The organism is Pedococcus dokdonensis (assembly GCF_900104525.1).
GTDB lineage: Bacteria > Actinomycetota > Actinomycetes > Actinomycetales > Dermatophilaceae > Pedococcus > Pedococcus dokdonensis.
The window spans coordinates 2,114,512-2,127,671 of sequence record NZ_LT629711.1; the positions used below are offsets into that span (position 1 = coordinate 2,114,512).

Below are 13,160 nucleotides of genomic sequence, written 5' to 3' on the forward strand. Positions count from 1 at the left end.
GGTCCGGCTCCGGGCTAGGACTTCTTCCAGAACGGCTTCCTGCGCCCCGACTCGTCCGGCGCCGGCGGCGGTGTCGGAGGCTGGGCGTCCGCGCGGGCGAACAGGTCCGCATCGCCCTCGAGGGCGACCAGCTGCAGGCTGACGAAGTAGCCGGCATCGTGGTCGCCGGTGACCGCCTCGAGCTCGACGTAGCCGGGCTCGATGACGAAGTTGAAGGCGTCGAGCCCGGACAGCCGCAGCTCGGTGATCCACAGCGCCTCGAGGAAGCTGGCCACCTGACGCTCCCGCGTCCCCGGCCGGTAGCGGACGAGCGCGATCAGCAGCCGCTCGGGGTCCTCGGTGACCTCCAGCTCCACCTGCGCGAACATGACGCTCGACTCCAGTCGGCGGCGGAGCCGGGCCGCGGCGCCGTCGACGAGCGCTCCCGAGGCCGGGGGCAGGTTGGTCGTCAGCCCCTCCCTGAGCAGCTTGAACTCGGTGCGGTCCACGCGGCCGAGACTGCCCCACCTGAGCCGGATCGGCAACGAAGCACGCGGGCGAACGGCGAGGTCCGCCTCCCCCGCCCGGGCACGGTCGCCGCGTACAGTGCTGGGGATGAAGGTGCTGGTGGTCGAGGACGACCGGGACATCCAGGACCTCGTCGTCGCCATCCTGGGTCGCGAGGGCTATGACGTCCGGGCCGAGGACGAGGGTTCGGCCGGGCTCAGTGCCGCCCTCACGCGCGACCCCGACCTGGTGATCCTCGACTGGATGATGCCGGGGATGAGTGGTGTCGACGTCTGCCGCGCCATCCGCGCCGACCCGCACGCCAAGGACGTCCCCGTCCTGATGCTCACGTCCAAAGCGCACGAGGCCGACATCGACCAGGCCTTCGCTGCGGGCGCCGACGACTACATGGTCAAGCCGTTCCGCGGTCGCGAGCTGGTCAGCCGGGTCAAGGCCCTCGCCGCGCTGGAGCGCCCCCGCCCCTAGCCCGACGTGGTGCGCGCGGATCGTCACCGGCCACCCGAGCGACCGGCCCGTGACCACCGGTGCGCACCCAAGTGCCCGAGCGCGCTCACAGGGAACGTCGAGGTGGTCCACAGCGCACCTCCACCGCAGTGCCGTGAAGTAGGTCGTGACACCACGCACGACCAGACCTCACGAAGGTGACCGCCATGCAGATCGCCAAGCGCCCCCTACCCCTCCTGCTCGGCGCGGCCGGCATCGCCTCCGCGACGGCGATCGCCATCGGCGGCGCTCAGCTCGCGCACACCGCGAGCGCCTCGGGCGCGACGACCGGCACCAGCATCGCCCGCTCCGCCAACCCGTATGCCGGCAGCTCGGGGTCCGGCGCGGACCTCGCCCCCCGTGGCTGGCCGGGGTGGGGCGGGTCCACCGGCGGCGGCAGCGGCGGCAGCGGTGGCGGCAGCGGTGGCAGCACCGGCTCGACCGGCAGCGGCAGCACGACCGAGGCCACCGCGCGGCAGCTGGTGGGCGTGGTCGACATCGTGTCGACGGTGAACTACGGGCAGGGCGAGGCCGCCGGGACCGGCATGGTCCTTCGCTCCGACGGCGAGGTGCTCACCAACAACCACGTCATCGAAGGCGCCACCAGCATCGAGGTCACCGTGCTGTCGACTGGTCGCACCTACTCCGCGACGGTGGTCGGCACCAGCCCCACGAACGACGTCGCGGTCCTCCAGCTGTCCGGCGCGACCGGGCTGGCGACCGTCGACCTCGGCGACTCCTCGTCCCTCCAGGTCGGCGACGCGGTGACGGGTGTCGGCAATGCCGGCAACGAGGAGGGCACCTCCGCCGCCACCGGTCAGGTCACCGCGCTCGACCAGGACATCACCGCCAGCGACGGCAGCGGCACCGACAGCGAGGACCTCTCCGGCCTGATCATGACCGACGCCGCCATCGAGGCCGGCGACTCCGGCGGCCCGTTGTATGACGCGGACGGCCAGGTCGTCGGCATCGACACCGCTGCCCAGACCAGCCGCACCGGCGAGACCGTGGCGGGCTACGCCATACCGATCGACACGGCGCTGGCCGTCGCACAGAAGATCAGGTCGGGCGTCGACGACGCCACCATCCACCAGGGCGTGCCGGCGTTCCTCGGCATCCAGACCGGCCAGGTGGCGGTCACCGGCGGCGTCCCCGTGGTCGGGATCGTCGACGGCTCCGCGGCGGAGGCGGCAGGGATCACGTCGGGGTCGGCCATCACCCGCGTCGGGGGCACGCCGGTCTCGACGTCGAGCGGGCTGACCGACGCGCTGACCGCGCACGACCCGGGCGACCGGGTCGCGGTCACCTGGGTCGACGCCTACGGCACCGCCCACTCCGCGACCGTGACGCTCGGCTCCGGCCCCGCCGACTGACCCCGAGCGCACGGTTCGGGCCGGAACCCGCGCGGTCTGACCACGGGCTGAGACACCGATAGCATTGGTCGGTGAGCACCCCCACAGCTGCGGCCCCCTCCGTCGACGCGACGGCCAGGGCGCGCGACCTCCTCGGCGTCTCCCGCCTCACGAACTCCGCCCTCACGAGCTGGCTGCACGGCCTCCCCGGCGTCGACCAGGTGGGCTGCGAGGCTCGCGCAGCGGGGCTGGGCACCCGCTCGATCAAGACCACGTCCAAGGCGTGGGGCATCGACACCGCGATCTCGATGATCGACCTGACCACGCTCGAGGGCGCCGACACCCCCGGCAAGGTGCGTGGCCTGTGCGCCAAGGCGCTGACGCCCGACCCCACCGACCTGTCGACCCCGCGCCCCGCGGCGGTGTGCGTCTACGGCGACATGGTCCCCACCGCCAGGGAGGTCCTCGGCCAGAGCGGCGTCAACATCGCGGCCGTGGCCACGGCCTTCCCGAGTGGCCGAGCCCTCATGCCGGTCAAGCTCGCCGACACCCGTGACGCCGTCGCCGCCGGGGCCGACGAGATCGACATGGTCATCGACCGTGGCGCGTTCCTGTCGGGCGACTACCTCACCGTGTTCCGCGAGATCGCCGAGGTCGCCGAGGCCTGCGTCCGCGAGGACGGCAGCCGCGCCCGGCTGAAGGTGATCATGGAGACCGGTGAGCTGGTCACCTACGACAACGTCCGCCGGGCGTCATGGCTCTCGATGCTCGCCGGCGGTGACTTCATCAAGACCTCGACCGGCAAGGTCTCGCCCGCGGCCACCCTCCCCGTCACCCTGATCATGCTCGAGGCGGTCCGCGACTGGCGCGACCTCACCGGCGAGATGGTCGGGGTGAAGCCGGCCGGTGGCATCCGCACCAGCAAGGACGCCCTGAAGTTCCTCGTCACCGTCAGCGAGATCGCGGGCGACGACTGGCTCGACCCGCACTGGTTCCGGTTCGGGGCCTCGAGCCTGCTCAACGACCTCCTCCTCCAGCGTCAGCGGATGGCCATCGGCGCCTACTCGGGTGCCGACTACGTCACCGACGACTCGCCCAGCCTCTACTGACCACCGCACCGACCAGAGGACACGAAACCTGATGGCCAAGTTCGAGTACGCACCGGCGCCGGAGTCCCGCGCCGTCGTCGACATCAAGCCCTCCTACGGGTTGTTCATCAACGGTGAGTTCACCGACTCCCAGGGCGGTTCGGCGTTCAAGACGATCAGTCCCGCCACCGAGGAGGTCCTCGCCGAGGTCACCTCTGCCAGCGACGCCGACGTCGACCGCGCGGTGGCGGCGGCCCGCCGGGCCTACAACGGCGCCTGGGGCCGGATGTCCGGTGCGGACCGCGGCAAGTACCTCTTCCGGATCGCCCGCATCCTCCAGGAGCGGGCCCGCGAGTTCGCGGTGCTCGAGAGCCTCGACAACGGCAAGCCGATCAAGGAGAGCCGCGACGTCGACGTCCCCCTCGCAGCGGCGCACTTCTTCTACCACGCGGGCTGGGCCGACAAGCTCGACTACGCGGGCCTGGGAGACAACCCGCGTCCACACGGCGTCGTCGGCCAGGTGATCCCCTGGAACTTCCCGATCCTGATGCTGGCGTGGAAGATCGCGCCGGCCCTCGCGACCGGCAACACCGTGGTGATCAAGCCCGCTGAGACGACCCCGCTGACCGCGCTGCTCTTCGCCGAGGTCGTCCAGCAGGCCGACCTGCCGCCGGGTGTCGTCAACATCGTTACCGGCGCCGGGGCCACCGGGCAGGCCATCGTCGACCACCCCGACATCGACAAGCTCGCGTTCACCGGCTCGACCGGGGTCGGCAAGATGATCGCCCGCTCGATCGCCGGCACCCGCAAGAAGGCCACCCTCGAGCTCGGTGGCAAGGCCGCCAACATCGTCTTCGACGACGCGCCCATCGACCAGGCCGTCGAGGGCATCGTCAACGGCATCTTCTTCAACCAGGGCCACGTGTGCTGCGCCGGTTCGCGGCTCCTGGTCCAGGAGAACATCGCCGACGAGGTCGAGAAGCGGCTCAAGCGCCGCCTCGAGACCCTGCGCGTGGGCGACCCGCTCGACAAGAACACCGACGTGGGCGCGATCAACTCCAAGGCCCAGCTCAAGCGGATCGTCGACCTCACTGCGGCCGGCGAGGCCGAGGGAGCCGAGCGCTGGGACAACGGCTGCGAGCTGCCGAGCAAGGGATTCTGGTTCAGGCCAACGGTTTTCACTGGCGTGAGCCAGACGCACCGGATCGCGCAGGAGGAGATCTTCGGGCCGGTCCTGTCGGTCCTCACCTTCCGCACCCCGCACGAGGCCGTCGCCAAGGCGAACAACACGCCCTACGGGTTGTCGGCGGGCATCTGGACCGAGAAGGGCTCGCGCATCCTCTGGATGGCCGACCAGCTCAAGGCCGGCGTGGTGTGGGCCAACACGTTCAACAAGTTCGACCCCACCAGCCCCTTCGGTGGCTACAAGGAGTCCGGCTACGGCCGCGAGGGTGGCCGGCACGGCCTGGCCGCCTACGTCACGACGGGAGACAGCAAGTGAGCCCCACCGCCACGCGCTCGGCCGGTGCCGACGCCCGCGTCGACGTCCGGAAGACCTACAAGCTCTACATCGGCGGGAAGTTCCCGCGCTCGGAGTCGGGCCGCTCCTACGAGGTGGTGGACGGTCGCGGCAAGTTCCTCGCAAACGCCGCCCAGGGCTCGCGCAAGGATGCGCGTGACGCCGTCGTCGCCGCCCGGGGCGCGGTGGCCGGCTGGGCCGGCGCCACGGCATACAACCGTGGTCAGGTGCTCTATCGCGTCGCCGAGGTGATGGAGGGGCGCCGCGCCCAGTTCGTCGCCGAGGTGCGCGCCAGCGAGGGCGTCGCCGAACGTCGCGCCGAGACGATCGTCTCGCAGGCCATCGACCGCTGGGTCTGGTATGCCGGGTGGACCGACAAGCTCGCGCAGGTCCTCGGCGGCTTGAACCCGGTCGCCGGCCCGTACTTCGACATCTCGGCGCCCGAGCCGACCGGTGTCGTCGCCGTCCTTGCGCCGCAACGCAGCTCGCTGCTCGGCCTGGTGTCGGTGCTGGCCCCGGTCGTCTGCTCAGGCAACACCGCCGTGGTCCTCACCAGTGAGCTGCGCCCCCTGCCGGCGATCACCCTCTCCGAGGCGCTGGCGACCTCCGACGTCCCCGGTGGTGTCGTCAACCTGATCACCGGCCGCACCGCCGAGGTGGCGCCGTGGCTCGCCTCGCACCGTGACGTCAACGCCATCGACCTGGCCGGCGCCGCCGACGCCGAGGGCGTGAGCTGGGGCGACCTCGAGCTGGCCGCCGCAGAGAACCTCAAGCGCGTCGTCCGCCCGGCCGGCGAGGGCTCCGGCGCCGTCGAGCCCGACTGGTCGCGTACGCCCGACCTGTCCCGCATCACGCCGTTCCTCGAGACCAAGACGGTCTGGCACCCCAAGGGCCGCTGACCCTTGACCGCACCCGCGTCGGACGCGACCACCCGCGCCCGCGTCGTCGTCCTTGCCGGCCCCAGTGGGGCCGGCAAGTCGCGTCTGGCGGCGCGGCTCCAGGGGGCGCACGGGTGGCCGATCGTGCGGCTCGACGACTTCTACCGCGACGAGGACGACCCGGCGATGCCGCGCAGCGAAGAGCTGGGCATCGTCGACTGGGACCACCCCGACTCGTGGAACCGCCAGGCGGCCGTCGACGCCCTCGAGACCCTGGTCGCGACCGGTGCCGTGCAGACGCCGGTCTACGACATCTCGCTCAGCCGGGCCGTGGACACGACGACCGTTCGCGCCGACCAGCACGACCTGATCCTCGCCGAGGGGATCTTCGCCGCCGAGATCATCGGCGACCTGCGCGACCGCGGCCTCCTGGCCGGTGCGTACTGCGTGCACCACCACCGGGTGGTGACCTTCGTGTGGCGGCTGCTGCGTGACCTCTCCGAGCACCGCAAGCCGCCGTGGACCCTGGTCCGACGCGGGCTCGCGCTGATGCGCGCTGAACCCCGGGTCGTGGCGCGGCAGGAAGCCCTGGGGGCCGAGTCGGCCCGGGCCAAGGACCTCGAGCCGCTGCTGTCCGCGCTCGCCCACTGAGCCCTCACCCGGGAGCCCGGAGCGGCTCGGATTCGCGCGGCTGCCACCCGGGCGCCACCCCCGTCGGTTAGGGTTTCGACGACGTCAGCGAGGGGGAAGACAGCCATGACCGATCCGCAGTGGGTGGCACCGGGCAGCGGTGCGCCCACGGACCCGGCGGCTGGCCCGCCGGGAGGCCACGCGGCACCCCCACCGCCACACCCGCCGGCGCCACCGCTGCAGCCGCCAGCCGCCCCGCCCGTCGGTGCGGGCGCCGTCGGCGCCGGGCCGGCCTGGTCGCAGGGGCAGCCCGGCTGGGGCGCGCACCCCGCCATGGAGTTCCGGCCCGGCATCATCCCGCTGCGCCCCCTCAACCTCGGCGACGTCTACGGCGCGGTGCTCAAGGCGATCCGCGGCAACGTCGCAGCGACCATGGGCCTCGCGTTCGTCACGACCCTGCTCTTCCTCGTCCCGACCACCGCCCTCGGCGTCTGGGTGGCTGCCCAGCAGGAGGTGCTCGACGTCGGCACGGACGACGTCTTCCCGGTGGCCGGCACCCTCGGCTCGCTGGTGCCCTCGCTGGGAACGTCCGGGTCGACCATCCTGCTGACCGGTTTCGTCGCGTTCGTGATCAGCCAGGCCGTGATGGGGCGCAGGGTCAGCGCCGGCCAGACCTGGGAGGGCACGCGCGGTCGGATCCTGCCCCTCGTCGGAGCGACGATCGTCACCGGGCTGGCCGTCCTCCTCGCCATCGCCGCCGTCGTCGTGCTGCCGGTGCTCGCCATCATCTCCGCGGTGCAGACGCAGTCCGTGGCCCCCGACAACTCGGGCCTCGTGCTGGCCATCCTGTTCGGGGTCGCCGCCGCCCTGATCGCCGTCCTGCTCGCGCTCTGGCTGTCCACCCGGCTGGCCTTCGTGGGTGTCGCCGTGGTGCTCGAGAAGGCCGGTGTGGGGCGTGGGATCGCGAGGTCGTGGGCCCTCACGTCCGGCTCCCAGTTCTGGCGGGTCCTCGGCATCCGGATCCTGACCGGGTTCATCGTGGGTGTGGCGGCGCAGATCCTCGCCTTCCCGCTGGGCGCGATCGGTGGGGTCGCCATCGTGGCATCCGGCGACCCCCAGAACACCTACGTCTTCCAGGCCATCGTCTCCGGTGTCACCGGCCTGATCACGGGGGCACTGACCACGCCGTTCACCGCCGGCGTCGACGCGCTGCTCTACGTCGACCAGCGGATCCGGCGGGAGGGCTTCGACGTGCAGCTGATCACTGCGGCGCAGGCCGATGCCGATCGGGCCTGGCCGGGAGCGACCGCCGCCAGATGACGAGCCCGACCACCGCGTCCGACGGTCCGCCGCTCGACCCGAGCTCACCCGAGGCCCGTCAGTGGGTGCTGGACGAGCTGGCCAAGGGGCACTACACGACGCAGCCGTCGCCGCTCCAGCGGTTCCTCGAGTGGCTGTGGCGAGAGCTCGGCGGCGGGCCCGGTGGGGGTCTGCTGCCTTCGTGGGCCGTGGCCGTGCTGGTGGTAGTGGTCCTGGCCGCGGTCGCCCTGGTGGTCGCGCTGCGGGTGAGGGGTGAGCCCTCCGCTCGTGGTGGCGGTTCGCGCCGTTCGGTCGTCGACGAGGGAGGACTCGCGGCCACCGACTACCGGGCGCGCGCCACGGCGGCTCGGGCGCGGGGCGACTGGGACGCCGTGCTGCTCGACAGCTACCGCGCCCTGGCCGCCGCCGCGGTGGAGCGAACCCTCCTCACCGACCTGCCCGGCCGCACCGCCCACGAGGTGGCCGTGGCCCTCGAGCCGGCCTTTCCCGACCACGCCGGGGCGCTCGCCGTGAGCGCGGCCGAGTTCGACGCGGTCCGCTACGGACACCGACGCACGACCCAGGACAAGGCCAGCGCGGTCGCCGACCTCGATGCGACGCTGCAGTCCACCCGACCCGTGCTCGGCGAGCTGGCCACCTCGTGACCGCACCGGTCGCCGTCCACGGCCCGACGCTCGGGGTCGCTCCGCCCCCGGCGAACCGGGCCACCCGGTGGCGCCGGCGCGCGCTCTGGGGGCTGGTCGTCGCCATCGGCGTCGCCGCGCTGGTGGCGATCGCGTTGTCGACGAACGCGCCCGACCAGGTCCTCGACCCCGACCAGACCGGTCCCCAGGGCGGCCGCGCGCTCGTCGAGGTGCTGCGGGCCCACGGCGTGGACGTCGAGGTGGTGCGGTCCGCCGACGAGCTGGTGGAGGCGGACCCGGGGATCGGGACCACTGTCGTCGTGGGCAACCCCGACTACCTCGGCCACGACAGCACCACCAACCTGGCTGAGACGGTGTCCGTCGCCGACCGCCTGGTGCTGGTGTCGCCGACGACCGAGCAGCTCGACCAGCTCGACGTGCCGCTCGCCGCCACCGACGTCGGCGCCCGCCTGACGGTGACCGCCGGCTGCCGGTCCGCGGTCGCGCGCGCCGACGACACCACAGACGTGGTCGACACCCGCTTCGTGCCGGTTGCCAGCACGACCAACCCGGCGCCCACCCTGTGCTTCGGACTGCCCAACCCGCGGGGCGCCGACGACTCGGCACCGTCCGACTTCGGGTTCGGTGCCGCGATGGCCACGGCCCCTGCGACCGACGCCCACCCCGAGGTCGTCGCCCTCGGGATCGGCTCCGGCCTCACCAACCGCTGGATCGACGAGGCGTCCCACGCGGGACTCGCCGTACGCGCCCTGGGCCAGTCGCCCCGGCTGGTCTGGTACCAGCCCGGGATCGGCGACCTCGCGAGCTCGGGTGGACAAGGCCCGAGCGCGTGGCCGCCGTGGCTCGGCCCCGCATCCGGCATCCTCGCCCTGGCCGTCGTCGCGCTGGCCCTCGTCCGCGGACGGCGGCTGGGCGCGCTGGTCACCGAGCCGCTGCCGGTCTTGGTCCGCGCGGTGGAGACCACCGAGAGCCGAGGGCGCATCTACCGCCGGGCGCGGGACCGCGGACGCGCCGCCGCGGTGCTGCGGCTGGGCAGCGTCGAACGACTCGCCCGGCGCCTCGCCCTGTCCCCGTCCGCCGTCGAGGCGGTCCAGGCTGCTGCCGCAGCCGCGTCCGGTATGCCGCCCACGCACGTCGCGGCGCTGCTCACCGGGCCGCCGCCCACCACCGATACCGAGCTGCACGCCCTGGCCAACGCCCTGGCCGATCTCGAGGAGAGAGTCCGTACGTCATGACCGACCAGCCCCAGCCCACGTCGCCCGAGCAGCCCTTCGGGGCGATGGGCGAGCCAATCCCGGCGGCACCGTCGCAGCCCTGGCCCACGACGCCCGGCGCACCAACGGGCGGGTCGCCGGGCACTTCGCCGGGCGGCGGCGGCCCGCCGCCCGCCGCACCGGATGCGCGGGCGGCCCTGCTCGCGGTCCGGGCCGAGGTGGCCAAGGCGGTCGTCGGCCAGGACGCCGCGGTCGCCGGGCTCCTCGTGGCCCTGCTCGCGCGCGGCCACATCCTGCTCGAGGGCGTTCCCGGCGTCGCCAAGACACTGCTCGTGCGCGGCCTCGCCGCCGCGCTCGACGTCGAGACCAAGCGGGTCCAGTTCACCCCCGACCTGATGCCGGGTGACCTCACCGGATCGCTCGTCTACGACGCGTCGACCAGCGACTTCACCTTCCGGCAGGGCCCGGTCTTCACCAACCTGCTGCTCGCCGACGAGATCAACCGCACCCCGCCGAAGACGCAGGCCGCGCTGCTGGAGGCGATGGAGGAGCGCCAGGTCAGTGTCGACGGTCGCCCGCACCCGCTGCCCCAGCCGTTCATGGTGGCCGCCACCCAGAACCCCGTCGAGTACGAAGGCACCTACCCGTTGCCCGAGGCACAGCTCGACCGCTTCCTCCTCAAGGTCACGCTGCCCCTGCCGCCGCGCGAGGACGAGATCTCCGTCCTGCGCCGCCACGCGACCGGCTTCGACCCCCGCGACCTGGAGTCGGCGGGACTGCGCCCGGTCGCTTCGGCAGCCGACCTCGCGGCCGGCGCCGAGGCGGTCCGCAGCGTCGAGATCTCCGACGAGGTCACGGCATACATCGTCGACATCGCCCGGGCCACGCGGACATCACCGTCACTCGCCCTCGGGGTGAGCCCTCGGGGCGCCACCGCCCTGATGGCGACGGCGCGTGCCTGGGCCTGGATCAACGGCCGAGGCTTCGTGACGCCCGACGACGTGAAGGCCCTCGCCCACGCCACCCTGGCCCACCGGCTGTCCCTGCGTCCGGAGGCCGAGCTCGAGGGTGTCAGCGTCAGCGCCGTCCTCGACAGCGCGCTCGGAGCGGTGCCGGTCCCCCGCTGATGGCGCTCACCTACCGCGCCGTGGTGCTCGCCCTGGTGGGGCTGGTGCCGGTCGCCGTGTGGCCGCAGGGCGACACGGCGCGGTGGTGGCTGCTCGTCACGGTGCTGCTGGTCGGCCTCGACGCCGTGCTGGCGCCGTCACCGCGCGCGCTCACGCTCACGCGTGAGGGCCCCGGCCAGGTGCGCCTCGGCGACGACACCGCGACCTCGGTGCTGGTCACCAACGGCGGCCGCCGCAGGGTGCGCGGAGCGCTCCGCGACGCCTGGCCACCCTCGGCCGGGGCTTCCGCCGGAGCACACCGGCTGGACGTGCCCGCGGGGGAACGCACCCGCCTCACCACGGCGATGCACCCGACCCGCAGGGGCGACCGCCGGGCGCACCGGGTCACCATCCGCGCCACGGGTCCGCTCGGGCTGGCCGCACGACAGCGGTCCTTCGAGGTGCCCGGGCAGCTCCGGACGCTGCACCCGTTCCCCGCCCGCAAGCACCTGCCGAGCCGGCTGGCGGTGCTGCGCCAGCTGGACGGCCGGGCAGCGCTGCGCACCCGCGGGCAGGGCACCGAGTTCGACAGCCTGCGCGAGTACGTCGACGGCGACGACGTCCGGAGCATCGACTGGCGGGCCACCGCGCGACGCCAACACCTGGTGGTGCGCACCTGGCAGCCCGAGCAGCACCGACGGATCGTCATCGTCGTCGACACCTCGCGCACGTCAGCTGGGCGGGTCGACGACTCGCCCCGCCTCGATGCCGCCATGGATGCCGCCCTGCTCCTCACCGCCCTGGCCGGGCACGCGCGCGACCGCGTGCAGGTGCTGGCCGGCGACCGGGTGGTGCAGGCCCGGGTCGGGGGCGCCGACCGGGCCAAGCTCCTGCACGACACCATCAGCACGCTGGCCCCGGTCGAGTCGCGGTTGGTCGAGGCCGACTGGGGACTGCTGGCCACCGAGGTCCGTCGGCTCGGGACGCAGCGGGCGCTGGTGGTGCTGCTGACGCCGCTCGAGTCCTCCGCCGTCGAGCAGGGGCTCATTCCCGTGCTGCCCTCCCTCTGCGCCCACCACCGGGTCGTCGTCGCGTCGGTCGCCGACCCCGCGGTCGCCCGCATGCGGGCCGCACGCGAGACCGTCGCGCAGGTCTACGACGCGGCCGCCGCCGAGCGCACCACCACCCTGCGGCGGCGCACGGCGGCCGCGCTGGCCAGCCTGGGGGTCGACGTCCTGGACGAGCCACCGGACCAGCTGCCGGTCCGGCTCGCCGACCACTACCTCATGCTCAAGCGCCAGGGCCTCCTCTGACCCCTTCTCGCACTTCTGGCCACTGGTGCGCCGTCCGGGCCCGGTTTCAGGGGCTCCATGCGGCATGGGTGGCCAGGAGTCGAGAGGGGGCGGGAGGAGCCGGGGCAGGTCAGGCCGCGACGATGTCGTGGTCGCCCACGTCCCGCGCCTCGACGTCGCCGGTGACCCCGTGCAGGTGCGCCCGGCGGCCCACGACGAACACGTAGACGAGGAAGGCCGACTCGGCCACCACGCCGATCCCGATCCGGGCCCAGGTCGGCAACCCCGAGGGGGTCACGAAGCCCTCGATCGCGCCGCTCACGAGGAGCACCGCGACCAGACCCACCGCGATCGCGACGGCCGTGCGGCCCTCGGCGGCGAACGCCTGCAGCCGGGTGCGGGGGCCGGGCTCGACCCACGACCAGAACAACCGCAGGCCCACCGCTCCGGCCACGAACACGGCCGTCAGCTCCAGCAGACCGTGCGGCAGGATCAGGCCGAAGAACAGGCTGGTGCGGTCGTGTCCCATCATCAGCGCGGCCACCACGCCCACGTTCGCGACGTTGGTGAACAGCAGGTAGAGGACCGGCAGCCCCAGCACCCCCAGCGCGATGCACTGCGCGGCCACCCAGGCGTTGTTGACCCACACGAGGGTCGCGAACTCGTGGTGCGGGAACTCGCGGTAGTAGTGCGCGAAGTCGGTGCCGACGTAGGCGTCGATCTCGGCCGGCGTCAGCTGGGCGGTGTAGACCTCGGGGTGCCGGAGCGTCCAGGCTGCGATGAGCGCGATCACCAGCACGCTGGTCAGGGCCGTGCTGACCCACCACCACCGGGTGCGGTAGAGCGCGGCCGGGAAGGTGCGGGTGAAGAAGCCGACCAGGTCGGCCCATGTCGTCGTGCGGGTCGACACCATGCTCACGCGGGCCCGGGTGAGCAGCATCGACAGGTAGGACACCACCGACGGGTCGGGGGCGGCCGACCGGACCACGGACAGGTCGGTCGAGACCCGCTGGTAGAGGTCGAGCAGCTCGTCCCCCTCGGCACCGGTCAGGCGGCGCCGGTTCGACAGCTCCTCGAGTCGCCCCCAGTACCGGCTGCGTGCGGCGACGTACGCATCCAGGTCCACG

General features: G+C 73.2%; 13 protein-coding genes. 11 read left to right on the forward strand and 2 right to left on the reverse strand.

Translation table 11 applies throughout. The features are described 5' to 3' along the window. Positions 1-14: 14 nt before the first annotated feature. Positions 15-488, reverse strand: coding sequence for a hypothetical protein (locus BLQ34_RS09945; RefSeq protein WP_091784750.1), 474 nt, complete (start codon positions 486-488; stop codon positions 15-17). 106 nt (positions 489-594) lie between these two features. On the opposite strand from BLQ34_RS09945, the gene BLQ34_RS09950 reads away from it, so the two are divergent. From BLQ34_RS09950 to BLQ34_RS09995, 11 genes are all read left to right on the forward strand, one after another. Further along, positions 595-972 carry a response regulator transcription factor gene (locus tag BLQ34_RS09950; RefSeq protein WP_091784753.1) on the forward strand — a complete coding sequence of 126 codons (378 nt, stop codon included), beginning with the start codon at positions 595-597 and terminating at the stop codon, positions 970-972. Between the two features lie 185 nt (positions 973-1,157). Next, the gene (locus BLQ34_RS09955; RefSeq protein ID WP_091784755.1) at positions 1,158-2,363 is read left to right on the forward strand and encodes a S1C family serine protease; all 1,206 of its coding nucleotides are present in this window, start codon (positions 1,158-1,160) and stop codon (positions 2,361-2,363) included. A 71-nt stretch (positions 2,364-2,434) separates the two neighbouring features. Then, the gene (gene deoC, locus BLQ34_RS09960) at positions 2,435-3,451 is read left to right on the forward strand and encodes a deoxyribose-phosphate aldolase (protein ID WP_091784757.1); all 1,017 of its coding nucleotides are present in this window, start codon (positions 2,435-2,437) and stop codon (positions 3,449-3,451) included. Positions 3,452-3,482: 31 nt separating this feature from the next. Further along, on the forward strand, positions 3,483-4,931 hold the full coding sequence (locus BLQ34_RS09965) for an aldehyde dehydrogenase family protein (RefSeq protein ID WP_091784760.1): 1,449 nt from the start codon (positions 3,483-3,485) through the stop codon (positions 4,929-4,931). Continuing rightward, positions 4,928-5,848, forward strand: a complete 921-nt coding sequence (locus BLQ34_RS09970; RefSeq protein ID WP_091784763.1) for an aldehyde dehydrogenase family protein — start codon at positions 4,928-4,930, stop codon at positions 5,846-5,848. The genes BLQ34_RS09965 and BLQ34_RS09970 overlap by 4 nt, the downstream gene beginning before the upstream one ends. A 3-nt stretch (positions 5,849-5,851) precedes the next feature. After that, positions 5,852-6,478, forward strand: coding sequence for a uridine kinase family protein (locus BLQ34_RS09975; RefSeq protein WP_091784766.1), 627 nt, complete (start codon positions 5,852-5,854; stop codon positions 6,476-6,478). A 105-nt stretch (positions 6,479-6,583) separates the two neighbouring features. After that, positions 6,584-7,777, forward strand: coding sequence for a hypothetical protein (locus tag BLQ34_RS09980; protein ID WP_157692983.1), 1,194 nt, complete (start codon positions 6,584-6,586; stop codon positions 7,775-7,777). Then, positions 7,774-8,421: a DUF4129 domain-containing protein gene (locus BLQ34_RS18790; protein ID WP_157692984.1), complete on the forward strand. Its 648-nt coding sequence runs from the start codon at positions 7,774-7,776 to the stop codon at positions 8,419-8,421. Before BLQ34_RS09980 ends, BLQ34_RS18790 begins: the two co-directional genes overlap by 4 nt. Beyond that, on the forward strand, positions 8,418-9,656 hold the full coding sequence (locus BLQ34_RS09985; protein WP_157692985.1) for a DUF4350 domain-containing protein: 1,239 nt from the start codon (positions 8,418-8,420) through the stop codon (positions 9,654-9,656). The genes BLQ34_RS18790 and BLQ34_RS09985 overlap by 4 nt, the downstream gene beginning before the upstream one ends. Beyond that, positions 9,653-10,762 (forward strand): AAA family ATPase, encoded by a 1,110-nt coding sequence (locus BLQ34_RS09990; RefSeq protein ID WP_197674685.1) that lies wholly within the window; start codon positions 9,653-9,655, stop codon positions 10,760-10,762. Before BLQ34_RS09985 ends, BLQ34_RS09990 begins: the two co-directional genes overlap by 4 nt. Further along, a complete protein-coding gene (locus tag BLQ34_RS09995) occupies positions 10,762-12,054 on the forward strand; it encodes a DUF58 domain-containing protein (protein WP_091784775.1) in 1,293 nt (430 codons plus the stop codon). The genes BLQ34_RS09990 and BLQ34_RS09995 overlap by 1 nt, the downstream gene beginning before the upstream one ends. A 109-nt stretch (positions 12,055-12,163) precedes the next feature. Here the strand turns inward: BLQ34_RS09995 and BLQ34_RS10000 are convergent, their stop codons facing one another. Then, positions 12,164-13,159, reverse strand: coding sequence for a stage II sporulation protein M (locus tag BLQ34_RS10000; RefSeq protein ID WP_091784778.1), 996 nt, complete (start codon positions 13,157-13,159; stop codon positions 12,164-12,166). Position 13,160 lies beyond the last annotated feature (1 nt).